General features: G+C 64.0%; 16 protein-coding genes. 2 read left to right on the top strand and 14 right to left on the bottom strand.

The annotated features are described in order from the left end of the window. Positions 1-11: 11 nt before the first annotated feature. The 10 genes from pstB to ACVWZ4_RS14555 form a co-directional block, all read right to left on the bottom strand. Positions 12-836, bottom strand: coding sequence for a phosphate ABC transporter ATP-binding protein PstB (gene pstB / locus ACVWZ4_RS14600; RefSeq protein ID WP_456700086.1), 825 nt, complete (start codon positions 834-836; stop codon positions 12-14). After that, complete coding sequence (gene pstA / locus ACVWZ4_RS14595) at positions 833-1,678, bottom strand: phosphate ABC transporter permease PstA (RefSeq protein ID WP_456740614.1); 846 nt, start codon at positions 1,676-1,678, stop codon at positions 833-835. Before pstA ends, pstB begins: the two co-directional genes overlap by 4 nt. Before the next feature lies 1 nt (position 1,679). Beyond that, positions 1,680-2,669, bottom strand: a complete 990-nt coding sequence (gene pstC, locus ACVWZ4_RS14590) for a phosphate ABC transporter permease subunit PstC (protein ID WP_456705098.1) — start codon at positions 2,667-2,669, stop codon at positions 1,680-1,682. Positions 2,670-2,817: 148 nt separating this feature from the next. Next, a complete protein-coding gene (gene pstS, locus ACVWZ4_RS14585) occupies positions 2,818-3,831 on the bottom strand; it encodes a phosphate ABC transporter substrate-binding protein PstS (protein ID WP_456700088.1) in 1,014 nt (337 codons plus the stop codon). A gap of 151 nt (positions 3,832-3,982) precedes the next feature. Beyond that, complete coding sequence (locus ACVWZ4_RS14580) at positions 3,983-5,275, bottom strand: ATP-binding protein (RefSeq protein ID WP_456700089.1); 1,293 nt, start codon at positions 5,273-5,275, stop codon at positions 3,983-3,985. Positions 5,276-5,303: 28 nt separating this feature from the next. Beyond that, entirely contained in the window at positions 5,304-6,362 is a 1,059-nt protein-coding gene (locus tag ACVWZ4_RS14575; protein ID WP_456700090.1) for a UPF0104 family protein, read from the bottom strand. 480 nt (positions 6,363-6,842) lie between these two features. After that, the gene (locus tag ACVWZ4_RS14570) at positions 6,843-7,742 is read right to left on the bottom strand and encodes a haloalkane dehalogenase (RefSeq protein ID WP_456790259.1); all 900 of its coding nucleotides are present in this window, start codon (positions 7,740-7,742) and stop codon (positions 6,843-6,845) included. Beyond that, positions 7,739-8,329 carry a TetR family transcriptional regulator C-terminal domain-containing protein gene (locus ACVWZ4_RS14565; protein WP_456737020.1) on the bottom strand — a complete coding sequence of 197 codons (591 nt, stop codon included), beginning with the start codon at positions 8,327-8,329 and terminating at the stop codon, positions 7,739-7,741. Before ACVWZ4_RS14565 ends, ACVWZ4_RS14570 begins: the two co-directional genes overlap by 4 nt. 101 nt (positions 8,330-8,430) lie before the next feature. Continuing rightward, on the bottom strand, positions 8,431-8,727 hold the full coding sequence (locus tag ACVWZ4_RS14560) for a hypothetical protein (RefSeq protein ID WP_456700093.1): 297 nt from the start codon (positions 8,725-8,727) through the stop codon (positions 8,431-8,433). A gap of 2 nt (positions 8,728-8,729) precedes the next feature. Next, positions 8,730-10,124 carry an OmpA family protein gene (locus ACVWZ4_RS14555; protein WP_456740612.1) on the bottom strand — a complete coding sequence of 465 codons (1,395 nt, stop codon included), beginning with the start codon at positions 10,122-10,124 and terminating at the stop codon, positions 8,730-8,732. A 165-nt stretch (positions 10,125-10,289) separates the two neighbouring features. Here ACVWZ4_RS14555 and ACVWZ4_RS14550 point away from each other — a divergent pair, with 165 nt between their 5' ends. Together ACVWZ4_RS14550 and ACVWZ4_RS14545 are read left to right on the top strand one after the other, a co-directional pair. Next, positions 10,290-11,348 (top strand): polysaccharide deacetylase family protein, encoded by a 1,059-nt coding sequence (locus tag ACVWZ4_RS14550; RefSeq protein ID WP_456740611.1) that lies wholly within the window; start codon positions 10,290-10,292, stop codon positions 11,346-11,348. A gap of 69 nt (positions 11,349-11,417) precedes the next feature. Then, a complete protein-coding gene (locus ACVWZ4_RS14545) occupies positions 11,418-12,218 on the top strand; it encodes an SDR family oxidoreductase (protein WP_456737019.1) in 801 nt (266 codons plus the stop codon). Between the two features lie 79 nt (positions 12,219-12,297). Here the strand turns inward: ACVWZ4_RS14545 and boxB are convergent, their stop codons facing one another. The 4 genes from boxB to ACVWZ4_RS14525 all read right to left on the bottom strand — a co-directional run bounded on the left by boxB (position 12,298) and on the right by ACVWZ4_RS14525 (position 18,146). Further along, positions 12,298-13,749: a benzoyl-CoA 2,3-epoxidase subunit BoxB gene (boxB, locus tag ACVWZ4_RS14540; RefSeq protein ID WP_456740610.1), complete on the bottom strand. Its 1,452-nt coding sequence runs from the start codon at positions 13,747-13,749 to the stop codon at positions 12,298-12,300. A 100-nt stretch (positions 13,750-13,849) separates the two neighbouring features. Continuing rightward, positions 13,850-15,538, bottom strand: a complete 1,689-nt coding sequence (boxC, locus tag ACVWZ4_RS14535) for a 2,3-epoxybenzoyl-CoA dihydrolase (RefSeq protein WP_456737017.1) — start codon at positions 15,536-15,538, stop codon at positions 13,850-13,852. A 139-nt stretch (positions 15,539-15,677) separates the two neighbouring features. Next, positions 15,678-16,490: an alpha/beta fold hydrolase gene (locus ACVWZ4_RS14530; RefSeq protein ID WP_456740609.1), complete on the bottom strand. Its 813-nt coding sequence runs from the start codon at positions 16,488-16,490 to the stop codon at positions 15,678-15,680. A 108-nt stretch (positions 16,491-16,598) separates the two neighbouring features. Continuing rightward, positions 16,599-18,146, bottom strand: coding sequence for a benzoate-CoA ligase family protein (locus tag ACVWZ4_RS14525; protein WP_456740608.1), 1,548 nt, complete (start codon positions 18,144-18,146; stop codon positions 16,599-16,601). Between the last annotated feature and the right edge of the window lie 120 nt (positions 18,147-18,266).

Genomic DNA, 18,266 nt, shown 5'->3' with positions numbered 1-18,266 from the left:
GTCCTGTCTCCTCAGCCGAACCGGCCGGTAATGTAATCCTGCGTGCGCCGGTCGGTCGGCGACGTGAAGATCTTGCTGGTGTCGTCGAACTCGATCAACTCGCCGAGATACATGAAGGCGGTCTTGTCGGAGACGCGCGCCGCCTGCTGCATGTTGTGGGTGACGATCGCGATCGTGTAATTCTCGGACAGTTCCTGGATCAGCTCCTCGACCTTGGCGGTCGAGATCGGGTCGAGCGCCGAGCAGGGCTCGTCGAACAGGATCACCTCGGGCCGCACGGCGACGGTGCGCGCGATGCAGAGACGCTGCTGCTGGCCGCCGGAGAGCGAGAGGCCGGATGCATTGAGCTTGTCCTTGACCTCGTTCCACAGCGCGCCGCCGCGCAGCGCCTTCTCGACGCGGTCGTCCATCTCGGACTTCGGGATCTTCTCGTAGAGACGGATGCCGAAGGCGATGTTCTCGTAGATCGTCATCGGAAACGGCGTCGGCTTCTGGAACACCATGCCGACGCGCGCGCGCAACAGATTGAGGTCCAGCCCGGGATCGAGGATGTTGGTCTGGTCGAGCATCAGCTGGCCGGTGACGCGCTGGCCGGGATAGAGGTCGTACATCCGGTTGAAGATGCGCAGCAGGGTCGACTTGCCGCAGCCCGACGGGCCGATGAAGGCCGTGACGCGGTTGGTGCCGAGCGCCAGATTGATGTTCTTCAGCGCGTGGTGCTCGCCGTAATAGAAGTTGAGATTGCGCACTGTCACCTTCGCCGGAGCTTCGGGCAGCGGCTGCTGGGCATGCGGGAGCCCGCCGGAGGCGCTCATCGATACGGAAAGGTCACTCATTTTGCGGTCCTCTCGGCGCCAAGAATGCGCGCGCCAATGTTCAGGGCAAGCACGGTCAACGTAATCAGCAGCGCACCGCTCCAGGCGAGTTGCTTCCAATAGGCATAGGGGCTCTGGACGAAGTTGTTGATCGTCACGGGCAGGTTCGCCATCGTCTTGTTCAGGCCGAGGCTGAAGAACTGGTTCGACAGCGCGGTGAAGAGCAATGGCGCGGTCTCGCCGGCGACACGGGCGGTCGCGAGCAGCACGCCGGTAATGAGACCCGAGCGGGCCGCGCGATAGGCGATCCGCTTGATCACCAGCGAGCGCGGCAGGCCGAGCGCCGAGGCCGCTTCACGCAGCGCGTTCGGCACCAGCAGCAGCATGTCCTCGGTCGTACGCAGCACCACCGGGATCACGATGACGGCCAAAGCGAGCGAGCCTGCGATCGCCGAGAAGCCGCGCATCGGCACCACCACGGCGCCATAGATGAACAGGCCGATGATGATCGAGGGCGCCGACAGCAGGATGTCGTTGATGAAGCGGATCACCGAGGTCAGCTTGTCGTTGCGACCGTACTCGGCGAGATAGGTGCCGGCGAACAGGCCGAGCGGCGCGCCGATGCCGACGCCGATCACGGTCATGATCAGCGAACCCACGATGGCGTTGCGCAGGCCGCCTTCGGTCGAGCCCGGCGGCGGCGTGTCGGCGACGAACAGTTCGAGGTTGAGGCCCGCCAACCCGTTGTAAAGCAGCGTCATCAGGATCAGCGCGAGCCAGGTCACGCCGAAGGCGGCGGCGGCGATGCAGAGCGTGCGGACGACGATGTCCTTGCGGCGGCGGCGTGCATAAATCGGGTTCATGTTACTTCCCCGCCTTCCTTTCCAGACGCAGCAGCATCAGCCGGGCGCCCGCGAGCACGAAGAACGTCAGCACGAACAGCAGCAGGCCGAGCAGGATCAGGCCGGACTGGTGCAGCCCGTCGCTCTCGGCGAATTCGGAGGCGATCGCCGCCGAGATCGTCGTGCCCGGCGCGAAGATCGACGACGAGATGCGGAACGAGTTGCCGATGATGAAGGTGACCGCCATGGTCTCGCCGAGCGCGCGGCCCAGCGCCAGCATGACGCCGCCGATGATGCCGACGCGGGTATAGGGAATTACCACGCTGCGCACCACTTCCCAGGTGGTGCAGCCGACTCCATAGGCAGCTTCCTTCAGCACCGGAGGCACCGTCTTGAACACGTCGACCGAGATCGATGTGATGAATGGCAGCACCATGATCGCGAGGATCAGCGCGGCGTTGAACAGGCTGAGATAGGACGGCGGACCTGCGAAGATCGCGCCGAGCACGGGGACGCCATCGAAGATCTTGATCATGAAGGGCTGGAAGGTGTTGGCCAGGAACGGGCCCAGCACGAAGAAGCCCCACATGCCGTAGATGATCGAGGGAATGCCGGCGAGCAGCTCGATCGCCATGCCGATTGGCCGGCGCAGCCATTGCGGGCAGAGCTCGGTCAGGAAGATCGCAATGCCGAGACCGACCGGAATGGCGATCAGCATCGCTATGAAGGAGGTGACGAGCGTGCCGTACATCGGTCCGAGCGCGCCGAGCACGGGCGGATCCGCCGAGGGCGCCCAGCGCTGCGTCCACAGGAACGCGAAGCCGTACTCCTTCATCGCCGGGACGGCGCCGATGATCAGCGAAACGATGATGCCGCCGAGAATGAGAAGCACCGAAATCGCGCTGAGCCGCGTAATCCAGTAGAAGGTGACATCGCCGAGCTTGAACGCGCTCAAAGCCTTGGCGCGATCGTATGGTCCGGCGTCGTCGATTACATCGCTCTGAACGGCCATTTCTGCCACGCCGATCCCCTGTGCCAAGTCATATACGCTTTTGATGGTCTCGTGCCCCAGACTCGGCACGAGGCCTATCCGGGGCAGAAAAGTCGTCACGTCGGCAATGCGGCCGCAGGAGGCCGCACTGCCTCCGAGAGCAAAGAGCTTAGCTCTTGATGTCGGCTGACCAGGTCTTCTCGATCAGCTTCACGACGTTCTCGGGCATCGGGATGTAGTCGAGTTCCTCCGCAGACTTCGCACCCTTTTCAAAGGCGAACTGGAAGAACTTCAGCGCTTCCTGCGACGCGGCCTTGTCGGTCGCTTCCTTGTGCATCAGCACGAAGGTCGTCGCGACGATCGGCCAGGACTTGTCGCCAGGCTGGTCGGTGAGGATCAGGTAGTACCCCGGAGCGCTGGTCCAGTCGGCGTTGGACGCGGCAGCCTGGAACGACTCGTTGGTCGGGTCGACGGTCTTGCCGGCCTTGTTGACCATCTTGGTGTAGGTCAGCTTGTTCTGCTTGGCATAGGCGTATTCGACATAGCCGATCGAGTTCCTGGTCTGGGCAATGTTTCCGGCAACGCCCTCGTTGCCCTTGGCGCCGACGCCAACGGGCCACTCGACGGCGGTGCCTTCACCGACCTTGCTCTTCCAGTCGGCGCTGGCCTTGGAGAGGTAGTTGGTGAAGTTGAAGGTGGTACCGGAGCCGTCCGCGCGGTGAACGACCGAGATCGCTTCCGACGGCAGCTTGGCACCCGGGTTCAGCTTCTTGATCGCAGCGTCGTCCCACTTGGTGATCTTGCCGACGAAGATGTCGGCGAGGGTGGCGCCGTCGAGCACGAGATCGCCGGCCTTCACGCCTTCAACGTTCACGACCGGAACGATGCCGCCCATGACCATCGGCCACTGAGCGAAGCCGTCCTTCTGGAGCTGATCCGCCTTCAAGGGAGCGTCGGTCGCGCCGAAGGTCACGGTCTTGGCCTGGATCTGCTTGATGCCGGCGCCAGAACCGATCGACTGGTAGTTCACGCCATTGCCCGTGTCCTTCTTGTAGGCATCAGCCCATTTGGAGAGGACGGGGAAAATGAAGGTCGAGCCGGCACCGGTGATGTCGGCGGCGAAGGCCGTCGTCGTCGTTGCGGCGACCAAGCCGGCAGCGACGATCGTTTTGATGAATTTCATGCTGGTCTCCATACAGGGGAGCGAAGCGCCCATCAGCGCCCGATCGCGCTCCCCGCGCCGCCCCTTTAGGAGCGGTCGGCTGAGCTTTTACGAAGCTTTCATGACAGTCGGATGACACCATCAAGCAATTGAAATCGCTCGATTTTCTTGTCTAGACGAAAGTCTTGGCCTGGGGAAAACAGGCGGTGAAAGTGGCGCCCTGTTTGGGCACACTTTCGATCAAAAGACGGCCGCGGTGACGATTTAGAATGTGTTTCACCAGGGATAGTCCCAGTCCTGTTCCGCCCTGCAAGCGGCTGTCGCCGACATCGACCCGATAGAACCGCTCGGTCAGGCGCGGCAGGTGCTCGGGCGCGATGCCGGGGCCGAAGTCGCGGACCGTGACCCGGATTTCCTGCGTTCCATCGGTGCCCGAGGGAGCGGTCAGCGACACGATGACGCGCCCGCCGGAGGCGCCGTATTTGAGCGCGTTCTCGATCAGATTCTCGAACAGGCGGAGCAACTCCTCCCGGTCGCCGGCGATCATGACCGGGGTCTCAGGCAGATGGGTCTCGACCTCGACCTGACGTTCCCGCGCCAGCGGCTCGAGCCCATCGGCGACCTGGAAGATGATCGGCAGCAGATCGACCAGGGTGTCGGGCCGCACATGGGCCGACAGCTCCACCCGCGACAGCGACAAGAGATCGTCGATGAGGCGCGCCATGCGGGTCGCCTGATTGTGCATGATGCCGAGGAAGCGCTCGCGCGCCTTGGGATCGTCCTTGGCCTGGCCCTGCAGCGTATCGATGAAGCCGGACAGCGCCGCGAGCGGCGTGCGCAATTCGTGGCTGGCATTGGCGACGAAGTCGGCCCGCATCTCCTCGACCCGGCGCAACGGCGTCTGGTCGTGGAACGTCATCAGCATGCACTTGTCGGCGCCGCCGAAATTTGTCGGCACCGGCACCGGGGTGATGATCAGTTCCATCCAGCGATCGACGGGCACGTGGTCGAGATAGGTCGCGCGCCGCGGCTCGGTGGTCGCAATGGATTCGCGCAGCGCGGTGATGATCTCCGGCGAGCGCAGCGCGAACTGGGCCAGCTCGTTCTTGCGCAGCGCCGGCGCGAGCTGGGCGGCGGCGGCATTGAGGTGGATGACGCGGCCGGCGCGGTCGAGCAGCACGGCAGGATCAGGCATGCCCGCGACGACGGCGGCCACGGCCGCGCTTTCGACCGGATTGACCCGCCTGACGTCGTCGCGCGAGGTTGCGGCATCATGCAGCCGCCAGGGGATCAGCGCGGCAGCCGCGATGCACAGGAACACCGCCACGGCCCGGATCGCCGACAATTCGCCGAGCGAGACCACCACCGACAACGCCAGCGCCGCGGCAATCAGGATGACGGTCGAATGCCGCAACCGGTCGGACCAAGGCTGCGCGGGAGGAGACGAGGGAGCGTCGATCGCCATCGGGGCGGGCTTCTCCTTGTTGCGCCGGTCAGGCGCCGCTGCCGTCGCGACGCTCTCTCACATAGGCGGCTTTGGGTGCCGGACCGGGGTCGAGCTTGAGCGCCGCCTGCTGCAAGCGCTTGGACCGCGCACCGATGATAACTTCGCGAAACGTCAGCAAGATTACAGAGATGACGAAGGGCGACAGATAATAGAGCACCCGGAACAGCAGCATGCCGCCCAGCAGCTCCTCGCGGTCCATCTGCCAGAGACCTACCAGCATGGCGGCGTCGAACACCCCGAGTCCGCCGGGCGAATGGCTGGCAAAGCCGAGCAGCGTCGCCGAGACGAAGATGACCGCGACCACGACGAAGCCGAGGTTGGGCTCGTCGGGGACCAGCACGTACATCGCGAGCGCGCAGAAGCCGAGATCGATGATGCCGATCGCGATCTGGAGCAGGGTCAGCGGGCCGCCCGGCAACACCACGGTCCAGGGGCCGCGCCCGACCACCCGGGGCTGCGTCCAGACCCAGACCACATAACCAACCAGCGCCACGATGATCATCATCGCGATCATCCTGTTGAGCCAGGGCGGCAGCTGGTCGATCGCGGCGGCGGCCTCCGGATGATAGGAGATGCCGAGGCCGAGCACGGCGGCATTGCCGAGCCAGAAGGTGAGGCCGGCCAGGAAGCAGATTTTTGCGACGTCGATCGCGTTCAACCCGCTCGCAGAATAGATGCGGTAGCGCACCGCGCCACCGGTGAAGACGCTGGCGCCGACATTGTGGCCGATCGAATAGCTGGTGAAGGCCGCGAGCGCGTTGATGCGATAAGGCACATGGGAATGGCCGATCGCGCGGACCGCGAACAGATCGTAGAAGGTCAGCGTGAAATACCCCGCGGCAACGAACAAGGCCGCCATCGCAATCTGGCGCGGCTCGGTGCTCTTGATCGCCTCGATCACCTCGTTTTTGTCGATGCCGCGGAGCATGTGGTAGAGCACATAGCAAGCGATCCCGATGACCGCGACGCTGGTCACAACTCCAAGCTTGTGCAGGATTTGCTTGTGGCGCAGAAACGTCATCGCTCTGCGTATGGCTTCCAGCATCTAGACCTCGAACAACGCTTCAGCGGCCGGCGAACAGGCGGACGACGCACAGGCATTCAACGAGCCCTCACCGCCGGCCTCGCGCATGCCCCCGCCCCTCCACTAGCGCGTTTCGGGGCCGAGTGGAATTCGCCAATGTGAACAAAATCACGTGCCTTCAATATTTTAGGCAGGGTGTGGGCTCCTGATGCACGGTTTGGCGCTTTCGGCGCCAAGCTCGAGGCGAATCTCCATGGCGATCCTGCGCAGAGGCCATGAAGTTTTGATGATTTCGACCGGACAATGTTCCGCCGCGGCTTAAGTCGAAATCAATCTATGGATCGCATCGGCCCGTTGAAAGAGGCGACTGCAGGACGCACGACTGCGTCGCTCATGACGCCTCGTCCGAGATCATCGGGTTGCACTGCGGCATCACAAAAGGCACTCGGCCACCCGCCAGGATGGCCGCGATGAGCACGTTGCTCGGAGGTAGCGCTCTCTTCAGGCCGCAAGCCCTGAGCGAATGGCTTCGATGCCTGCAATCCAGCCCGCGACGGAGCGACCGATCGCCTCGGCATGATCCTCCTGAAGGAAGTGCAGGCCGGGGCCGAGATGCACGTGCGCGCAATGCCTCAGCGAGGCCGCGAACCGCTCCGCAAAATCGGGCGAGACAAGCGCGCCGGGCGCACCTGAGAACAGCAACTTGGGGTAGGACGATGTGGCCAGCGCGGCATGCGCCGATTGAAGCGTCGCATAAACATCGGCGGGCTGGTTCGCGATCGGCAGTTCGCGTGGAAGCGCAAGAACCGGGCGGCGGCTCTCCGGCGTCGGGAACGGCGCGCGATAGGGCGCCATCTCCTCGTCGCTGAGCTTGCGCACGATGCCGCCCGGCAGCACGCGCTCAATGAACGCGTTGGCCTCGAGGATCATCGCCTCACCCTCGCCCGGCGTCCTGAATTTGCGGAAGGTCTCACGCGCAGCCTCGGCCTGGTGAAAGTCCTGCCAGGTCGGCATCGGACGGATGAACTCCATGAAAGCCAATCCGCGCACGATCTCCGGCCGGCGCGCGGCGAGATGGAATGCGAGCGCCGTCCCCCAATCCTGCGCGACCAGATAGGCCGATTTGATGCCGCGTTCGTCGATGAAGGCATCGAGATAGCGTGCAAGATCGAAGAAGCGATAGGCAATATCCGGTTTGTCGGATTGGCCGAAGCCGATGTTGTCGGGCGCGATGCAATGCGCGACCGACGACACCAGCGGCAAGATGTTGCGCCAGATATGCGAGGAGGTGGGATTGCCGTGCAGGAAGAGCGCAACGGGCGCGTCCTCCGCGCCTGTCTCGCGATAGGCCATGCTGCTTCCGAGGACGGACGCTTTGCGGATCTCGATCTGCTTGGTCATGTCAGCTCCTTGAACACGGTTTGGAATGCGATGGTCTTGAAACGCTCGAGCGCTTTGGGATTGCGATCGACTTTCATGCGCAGGATCGCGCCCTGCCACGACGCGAGCAGGAAGTCGGCAAGCTCCTCCGGCTCGAAATCGGATGCGATCTCGCCGCTGGCCTGAGCATCGCGGATGCAGGCGGCGAACGGCGAGCGCCATTCCGCAAAGATGGCCCCAAGGCGCGCGCGCAGCAGTTCGCTGCTGCCAGATGCCTCCAGGCTGAGATCGCCGATCAGGCAACCGCGAGCGTAGCCATCAGCCTCCAGCCGGCCGGTGATGATGTCGAGATAGCGCCTGAGCCGCGCGCGCGACGTCAGCGAGGCGTCGTCGAGGGCCTCGGCAACCAGTCCCCTGGTCACGTCGAAATAGCGGTCGAGCACCTCGGAGGCGAACGCCTCCTTCGAGCGGAAATGGTTGGTGAAGGACCCCTGGGGCGCGCCCGCAGCCGTGGTGACGTCGCGCACGCTGGTGCCGTGGTAGCCGGTCCGGAACATGACCTTGAGGCCGGCGTCGAGGATGGCGTCTTTGAGTGAGGGCTTCGGCATGAGCGCCATAATACGTACGTACGTATTACCGTCAAGGGCCAGCTTGTTTCCTCGGCGATCTCCTCGCCGATCAATCGGTTACCGAGCCTTTTAAGGTCAGATCAGCCTGCCGGCTGGCTCCGGGAGACCACCCAATAGCGCAGGCATGCGCCGATGGTACAGCCGACGAGGTAGCAGGTGAACATGATGAGGCCGAGGTCGAGCCAGTAGCCGAAGCGGCCCGGGACCACATGCGCCAACGAGGCCGCGAGCAGGCCTGCAACCAGCACCGCGAGCCAGCGCGCCGTGACCTTCGGGGTGCCGTTGCCGCGCTGGACCACCGAGATCCAGCCCATGCAGAACCCCAGCAGAACCGAGCCGATCAGCCAGCCCATATGGAACGAGACGAGATAGGGCATCGTCACCTCACCAGAAATTCGATGCGGCGGTTTTGCGCCTTGCCATCGTCGGTGTCGTTGCCGGCGACAGGCTGCGTGCTGCCGTAGCCGACAGCAGTGAAGCGCTCAGCCGGCAAGCCCGCCTTGACGAGATAAGCGATCACCGCCTGCGCGCGCTTCTCGGACAGCGCCTGGTTGAACGAATCCTCGCCGTCGGAATCAGTGTGGCCGGCAACCTCGATATCGGTGGTCGGGCAACGCAGCGCCGTCTCGATCAGATGATCGAGAATGCCGGCGGAGTCGGGATCGATGTCGGCGCGCTTGGGCTCGAAGCGGATCTTGCCCTTCGCCAAGAGCTCCGAGAACAGTTGCTGGCAGACGGTACCGTCGACCGGACCCGCCGGCGGCTTCACCGTGATTTCGGGCTTGTATTGCCAGTTTTTTGGAAAGTCCTTGCCGAGGCCGGCGCGGATGTCGTTGGCCGCACCCTCGTAAAGCGCATCCCCCGACAGCTTCACCTCGCGATCGGACACCACGAGCGTACCGGTCGACAGCCGCGACAGCGCGCCGAGCGCTGCGATCACGGCGGTGTTGAACGAACCGGGCGCACCGACGCTGGCCTTGAGATTATCGACGACCTTCTCAGTGAAGAATTTTCGCGACGCGCTGGTCGCGATCGCGGCGTGCACGACGTTGTCAGGCACGTAGCCGGTCAGCGTCAGGGTGGCCGCGACCGGATCCTTGTAGGCCTGGAAAATATAAGGCGGTGCCTTGATCTCATTGGCGGCGATCGAGAATCCCTCGGGCAGGTTCTTCAGCGCCGCGCCGATCGCCTCGCGGCCGCCGAGGTCGCGCGCCATGCCCGACAGACTGACCTTGGTATCCGATATCGTGATCTTGCCGTCTTTGAGCTTGCCGATCTGGTCGAGCAGCAGCATCGCGGCCGCCTCGAAACGGGGCGGTGCGCCACGGGCGAGACCCATCTGATCGGCGATCTCGGTCCCGTTGGCCTCTTTTCGCGCGGCCTCCGTGAGGCGCGCTTTTATCGCCGGCAGCGGAGCGGAGCCCGACAGCGTCACGCGCACCACGTCACGCTCGGCGTTCCAGACGAAGGGTTTGGCTTCGGGAGCAAGCCGGGTCTGGTCATCGACCAGCCGCACGCCGGGAACCAGCTCGACGGCCGTGACGGCATCGCGGCGTCCCTCCTCGGAGAAGGCATCGGCAATCAGGCTGATGTCACGGCCGTCGACCGCGATCCGGGTCTTGTCCAGGACGGTGTCCTTGAGCGCGGCCGAACTGCGGGCCGAGAGGTCGGCCTCGACAGGCAAAGTGTTGTTCCAGGCCGCAATTCCGCACATGACGGCCAGGGGAATCAGCCCCGGCCACCACTTGCTGGCCCACCCGAAAAGCATCTGCATTCGACGATCCGAACTCTGGAACCGGAGACAAAACAAACCCTTGGCAGGCTGTCAAACCGGAAATGGGGCCCTTTGCGAGGCCGCGCGTGGACAATTGGAATAACTTTTTCTTCAAGGGTCATTCCTTAAAATTGAAGGCGGAATGCCAGGGGCGACCCACCGGTCATGAAACAACTTCGAAACAACGTCATTCGCGCCGGGCTGGGAGCACTCTATTTCAGCGGGGCGCACCATCTGCTGCGCCCGCTGCTGTCGGGCGTCGGCGCCATTTTCATGCTGCACCATGTGCGGCCGGCCCGGGGCATTGCCTTCCAGCCGAACCGGCATCTCGAGGTCACCCCCGACTTCCTGCGTGCGACGCTGTGCCATTTGCGCTCGTGCGAGATCGACATTGTCAGCATGGACGAACTGCACGAGCGGCTGGCGCAGGGCCGCTTCGAGCGCCGCTTCGCCGCCTTCACCCTCGACGACGGCTATCGCGACAACCGGGACCATGCGTTGCCGGTGCTGCGCGAATTCGACGCGCCCGCGACCATCTATGTCGCGAGCGACTTTGCCGAGGGCACGGGTCGATTGTGGTGGACCGCGCTAGAGGCCGTCATCGCCAGGGCCGAGCAGGTCGAGGTGCGGATCGGCCGTTCGGCGCTTCGGCTCGATGCGAGCACAACGGCCGCGAAACAGGCGGCATTCGACCGTCTGCATGATTGGCTGCGCGCGCTGCCGGGCGAGCCCGATCTGAAGCGCGAGATCGAAGCTCTCTGCGCCGCCCATGGGGTCGATATGGCCGCGCTGTGTCGCAGCCTTTGCCTGTCCTGGGACGAGGTGAAACAGCTCGCCACCGATCCGCTGGTCACGATCGGCGCACACACCGTCAGCCATTGCAACCTCGCCAAGCAGAGCGAGGAGATCGCCGCGCAGGAGATGGCGGTGAGCCGGGCGCGGATCGAGAACGCGCTGGAGCGCGAGGTGGTGCATCTCGCCTACCCCTATGGCGACCACGATGCCGCAGGAACGCGCGAATTTGCGCTCGCCGCATCCGCCGGCTTCAAGACCGCAGTGACGACGCGGCCCGGCATGTTGTTCGCCGAAAACGCCGGCCAGATGACCGCGCTGCCGCGCGTCTCGCTCAACGGAAATTACCAGGATGCGCGCATTCTGCCGGTGCTGACCTCGGGCGCCGCGACCGCGATGTGGAACGGTTTTCGCCGGATCTCGGCGGCTTGATCCAGCCGCCCCTTCCTTGACTCCCCTCCCCGCCGCGCTCAAAACGAGCGCCAACTCAAGGGAGGCAACATGTCCAACGATCTATTCTCGCTCAAAGGCCGCATCGCACTCGTGACCGGCGGCTCGCGTGGCATCGGCAAGATGATCGCGGCCGGATTTCTCGGCGCCGGCGCCGCAAAGGTCTACATCACCGCACGGAAGGCAGGCCCCTGCGAAGCCACCGCGAAAGAGCTCTCGGCGCAATATGACGGCGAATGCATCGCGTTGCCGATCGACATCTCGACCGTCGAAGGCTGCGACAGGCTCGCTTCCGAAATCATCAAGCTGGAGCCGAAGCTCGACATCCTCGTCAACAATGCGGGCGCGGCCTGGGGCGCGGAGTTCGACGAATTCCCGGAAAGCGGCTGGGACAAGGTGATGGACCTCAACGTCAAGTCGCTGTTCTTCCTGACCAAGGCGCTGGCCAAGCCGCTGCGCGCCGCGGCCTCGCACGCGCGCCCTGCCAAGGTCATCAACATCGCCTCCGTCGACGGCATCTTCGTCAATCCCGGCGAGACCTATTCCTACGCCGCGAGCAAGGCCGCGGTGATTCATCTGACACGGCGCATGGCGACGAAGCTGATCAAGGACAACATCAACGTCACCGCGATCGCGCCGGGCGCGTTCAAGTCCGACATGAACCGCGCCGCACGCGACCACGCAGACGACGTCGCCAAGCGCATTCCCGCGCGCCGCATCGGCACCGACGAGGACATGGCCGGCGTTGCGATCTATCTGGCCTCGCGCGCAGGGGATTACGTGGTGGGCAACACCATCGCGGTCGATGGCGGCGTGGTGTACGCGAATGCGGGGCTGGAGATCGCGGGGTAACGCTGCGCGCGGATGGCGAGTAGCGAACGGCGAGTAGCTGTTCTACTCGCCACTAGCCATTCACCATTCGCCAACCACCTTACGACTCGATCTTCACGTACTCGAAATCGCCCGGCTTGTTGTCGATGCCGACCTTCGGCGGCGAGATCCAGGACGCGAACTTGCCGCTTTCGGTGACGGGCTGCATCAAGGAGGTGATGAAGTCGCCGTCGGCAGTCGAGGGCAGCCAATCGTCTCTGCGCTTGCCCCAGGTGACATCGTCGATCAGGATGCCGTCGGGCGTCGCATGCACGTCCTTGAACTCGCCGATGTGGCGGTGGAAGGCGACGTTGGGCAATTTGAGCTGGAAGTCGTAGCCGGCAGTCGAGATCACCTTGTTCCAGCGCAGCATGCCCTTGACGCAATCCTGGCTGTAATCGTCGCGCAGGCGCATGTTGAGCGCGGTCAGCGCCGGCTCGTCGACCAGCTTGATCTCACCGTTGACCAACTTCAGCACCGGATAGGTCGAATTCTTGAGCTGGTGATCGTCGTCGATCTGGGTCTCGTGATAACGGCCCTTGATGCCGGTGTTGAAGGCATTGGCCGCGTTGGTCGAGACTTCCGAGCCGAACAGATCCAGCGACAGCGTGTAGTGCAGGTTCAACTTCTTCTGGATGGTCGGAAGATCGATCACCCCCAACGCGCGGACCTTGGCGATGTCGGTGGGATCACTGATGCCCGCCTCCCGCATCGCATCGCAGGTGCGCTGCACGACGCGGGTGATGCCGGTCTCGCCGACGAACATGTGATGGGCTTCCTCGGTCAGCATGAAGCGGCAGGTGCGCGACAGCGGATCGAAGCCCGACTGCGCCAGCGAATGCAGTTGCATCTTGCCGTCGCGGTCGGTGAAGTAGGTGAACATGAAGAAGGACAGCCAGTCCGGCGTCGCCTCGTTGAAGGCGCCGAGCATGCGCGGCGCGTCGGCATCGCCGGAGCGGCGGCGCAGCAAATCGTCGGCTTCCTCGCGGCCGTCGCGGCCGAAATATTTCTGGAGCAGATACACCATCGCCCAGAGATGACGGCCTTCCTCGACATTGACCTGGAACAAATTGCGCATGTCGTAGAGCGAGGGTGCGGTCTTGCCGAGATGGCGCTGCTGCTCGACGGAAGCAGGCTCGGTGTCGCCCTGGATCACGATCAGGCGGCGCAGCATGGCGCGATATTCGCCCGGAACTTCCTGCCAGGCGGGCTCGCCATAATGCTCGCCGAACGGCACGACGCGGTTCTCTTCCTGCGGCGCAAGCAGGATGCCCCAGCGATATTCGGGCATGCGCACATAATCGAACTTGGCCCAGCCGCGCGGATCGACCGAGTAAGCGGTGCGCAGATAAACCAGCGACTCCTGGAAGCCTTCGGGGCCCATGTCGCTCCACCAATCCATGTAGCCGGGATGCCAGCCCTCGAGCGCCTTCAGCACCTGGCGGTCTTCGGCGAGATTCACGTTGTTCGGAATCTTGGTCGAGTAGTCGACGTTCATGATGTTCATGTTCATGTGGACCTCCCGTGTGGAGACTGGCTCGTTTCAAGGGGCGAATGGCGACCAGCGAATGGCGGGTGAAAATTCCTGTTCGCCTTTCGCCACTCCCTATTCGCTAGACTCGCGTCATATCGAATTTCGGCTTCTGGCCGCTGCCGTAGCGGCGCAGCGCGCCCTCCTCGCCGACCGCGTTCGGGCGCTGGAAGATCCAGTTCTGCCAGGCGGTGAGGCGCGCGAAGATTTTTGATTCCATCGTCTCGGGGCCGACGAAGCGCAGACTCGCTTCCATGCCGGTGAGGCTGTCGGGCGAGAAGCTGGCGCGTTCCTCCAGGAATACGCGCACCTCGTCGTCCCAGTCGATGTCGTCGAGCGCGAAGGTGACGAGGCCAAGTTCTTCCGCCTGCTCGGCGTCGAGAGCGGTGCCGAGGGTGGCTTCCGCGCGCTCCACGTCCGCCGGATCGGCCTGGAAGCGCGACTCCAGCCGCGTCAGGCCGTGGCTCATCGGATAGGGACCGAAATTCATTACCGACAATTCGATCGAGGGCGGCGGCTGGTTGTCGCCCTGGCGCGTGCCGATCAGCATGTAGGAGCGGTCGGCGGCGAAGACGAGTTCAGCGAGCGTGCCGGCGAAGCAGGAGCCCGGCTCGACCAGCGTCACCAGCGTGCGCGAGGTGACGTCGATGCGCTTGAGCACGCGCTTCCAATAATGCCTGATTTCGTTGACCAGCCAGTGCGCCTTGTTGGCTTCGAGGAAGGCGTCGGATGCCAGCACATGGGCGCGGTCGCCATGGCTTTTGAACACGAGCATCGCGATCTCGAGCTCGTTGATGCGCAGATGCAGGATGGCGTCGTCGAGCTCGCGCGCCACCTGCAACGGCCAGAACGACGCGCCCTGCGCCATCATGCCGTCGATGTCGGCGGGCGGCGCCGTCTCCGGCGCCTTGATCGAGATGGTGGCGACGCGCGCAATGCGGTCTATGTCGACGGTGACAAAGCCATAGCGGATGCTGGTCTCGTCGATGACGCGCTTCAGCGGAGAGAGCGTGATACCCTTGCCGCTGCCGGCACGCTTCGACTTGCCCGCGAACTCCCTGGCACGCTCGACGACCTTGGCCTCGAGCTTGGAGTTCGGTGCGATCTCGTCGACGAGGCGCCACTGCACCGCGCGCTTGCCCTTCACGCCCTCTTCGATGGTGCAAAAGAAGTCGGCGTGGTCGCGGCGCACCTTGCGCTTGTCGACGACCCGCGTGAGACCGCCAGTGCCAGGGAGCACCGCGAGCAGTGGCACTTCGGGCAGCGCAACGGCAGACGCGCCATCGTCAGCGAGGATGATGTGGTCAGTTGCCAGCGCGAGCTCGTAGCCGCCGCCGGCGGCCGAGCCGTTCACGACCGTGATGAAGCGCTGGCCGGAATTCTCCGACGAATCTTCCATGCCGTTGCGCGTCTCGTTGGTGAACTTGCAGAAATTCACCTTGTGGGCATGGGTCGAGCCGGCGAGCATGCGGATGTTGGCGCCGGCGCAGAACACGCGGTTCTTGGCCGAGCGCATCACCACGACCTTCACCTCGGGATGCTCGAAGCGGAGCCGCTGGACCACGTCCGCAAGCTCGATGTCGACGCCGAGATCGTAGGAATTGAGCTTGAGCAGATAGCCCTCGAACAGGCCGCCATTCTCGTCGACGTCCATCGTGAGCGTCGCGACCTCGCCCTCGACCGCCAGCTTCCAGTGCTTGTAGCGGGACGGATCGGTCTGGAAATCGATGAATGTTGCGCCGCCTGCGAGGCGCCGATCTTCCCCGGCCATGGGCTACCCTTGAGCTCGTCTTGGTTTGTCTTAGATGCACAATAATGCATCTTTCGAGAGGTGTCTAGATCAAATCCGGGCCTGACATGCACTTTGCTTCATCTTGGTGCCAGCGCCGTCGCGAGTCGCCTGGGACGCGTCACGCAGCTTGGAGCCCCCGGTCGTCCCGCAAAGCGGCTTTTGCAAATTGCGCGATGGCGTCAAGCGTTGGCGCCGGCGCTTCGCGGTGGGGAGAATGCCCGGCGCCTGGAATGATCGTCACATCGACCGGGCAATAACATTCCTGCTGCGCGATCTCGACTTGGCGCAGCGTCCCATACTGGTCGTCCTTGCCTTGAACGACCAGGATGGGAACGCGGATGTAGGCGAGATATTCCGAGATGTCCCAGTCGCGAAATGCCGGATCGAGCCAGGCGCCGTTCCAGCCATAGAAGGCGTTGTCGACGTCCTGGTGCCAGCGCGCGAGTTTTGCCTTGAGGTCGGAGGTCTCATACGTCGTCTTGATCGCAGCGATGGACGCGACGGAGATATCCTCGACAATGAAATGCGGCGCGATCAGCGCGACGCCTTGCAGGCGATGATCCTGATGGGACCCAGCATAGATCGCAGCGATTGAGCCGCCGTCGGAATGGCCGAGCAACAGCCCGCGCTTGAAGGGAACGGCCTCGAGCACCTTCGGCAGCACGTCCAGCGCCTCACGCTGCATGTAGTCGAGCGGCCGCGGCAATGTCGCCGGACTGGACCGGCCGTAACCCGCGCGTGAATAGGCGAAGATGCCGGCGCCGGTGGCCTCTCGCAGCTTCTCGGGGAAATCACCCCACAGGCCGACCGAGCCGAGGCCTTCGTGCAGCATGACGATGGTGGGCGCGTCGGCGGCTTGCGGCGCGAGCCAGATGTATTCGAGGCTGGCGGCGCCGATGCTCAGGAAGCCGGAGGGGGGGAGGTTGGTCATGTCCTTGCTCTTCTCTTTCCGTCGTCATGCCCGGGCCTGACCCGGGCATCCAGGCCTTTCGTCGCAGGCGGCTGCACGTCGATGGAAGGGTCAAGCCCGGCCAGCAACTCATGGCTGGTTCGCCCCTTCTCGCAACTTGAACCGCTGGATCTTCCCCGTCGCCGTTTTGGGCAGATCGTCGACGACCTCGATCCAGCGCGGATATTTCCATGGACCGATCGTCTGTTTGACGTGCTCTTTCAGCGCTTCGTACAGATTGTCGGTGTCGCTGCCGGCGCGCAGCACGACGAACGCCTTTGGCTTCAACAGGCCTTCCGGATCGGCTTCGGCGACAACGGCGGCTTCCAGCACCGCGGGATGCGTGATCAGCGCGCTCTCGACCTCGAACGGCGAAACCCAGATACCGGATACCTTGAACATGTCGTCGGCACGGCCGCAGAAGGTGTAACGGCCATCGGCGCCGCGCACATATTTGTCGCCGGTGCGGGTCCAGTGGCCTTGAAAGGTGTTCCTGCTTTTGGCGCGCTGATTCCAATAGCCCTCGCCGGCCGAGGGTGCCTCGACCAGGAGTTCGCCGACCTCGCCATCCGGCACATCGTCGCCGGCGTCACTGACCAGGCGGACCTTGTAGCCGGGGACGGCGCGGCCGGAGGTGCCGTATTTGATGTCGCCGGGCGCGTTCGACAGGAAGATGTGCAGCAGTTCGGTCGAGCCGATGCCGTCGAGGATGTCGACGCCGAACCGTGACTTCCAATTGTTGCCGACCGATTCCGGCAGCGCCTCGCCGGCGGAGGCGCAGATACGCAGGCGCGTCCCTGCCCGCGCGGACTTTGCGGCCTCGTCGTTCAGCATCGCCGCGAACAGCGTCGGCGCGCCGAAGAAGAGGGTCGGATTGTACTTGTTCAAGAGCTCGAACATCAGCTCCGGAGTTGGCCTCGCCGAATTCAGCACCGTGCTGGCACCGACCGACATCGGGAAAGTCAGCGAGTTGCCGAGGCCGTAGGCGAAGAACAGTTTTGCCGCCGAGAGACAGACGTCGTCCTCGCGGACGTTGAGCACGTGCTTGCCGTAGGTATCCGCGGTCGCCTGCAGGCTGGCGTGCAGATGCCGGACGCCCTTGGGCATGCCGGTCGAGCCCGACGAATACAGCCAGAACGCCGGCTCTTCGGGATGGGTCGGCGCCGTCGTGAATGTGTCGCTCTCGCGCGCGAGCTCTGGGGCGAGCAGCTGGTGGCCATGCGCGTCCTTGCCGGAGACGACGACATGCTCGAGATCGGGCAGCCGTCCGATCACCTCCTTCAGCACCGGCAACACTGCTTCGGACACGAACAGCACGCGCGCGCGGCAGTCGGCGAGGATGTAGGCGTATTGATCCGCGGTGAGCAGCGTGTTCAGCGGCACCGGCACGATGCCGGCGCGGATCGCGCCCAGGAAAACGATCGGGAAATCGATCGTATCCAGCATGATCATCGCGACGCGCTCCTCGCGGCGGACGCCGAGCCGGCGGAGCATGTTCGCCGCACGCCGCGTCTCGCGCTGGAGTTCGCCATAGGTGAGCCGCGAGACGGTGTCGTCGAAGGCGAGCTTGCCTCCCCGGCCTTCCTCAACGTTACGGTCGAGCAGCCAGGTCACCGCGTTGTAGGATCCCTCGCTCACGGTCGTCTCCCCAGAATTAGAATTATAATTCATAGAAAGACACCGGGACAGCTTGCTGTCAATGGCAGTTGGCACTATGTTTCATTAAGATGCGCCGCAGGACCCCTGTAAAGAAGGCTC

The organism is Bradyrhizobium sp. USDA 4472 (assembly GCF_054058595.1).
The sequence above is the reverse complement of the archived record's forward strand: the minus strand, read 5'-3'. Positions and strand labels throughout refer to the sequence as shown.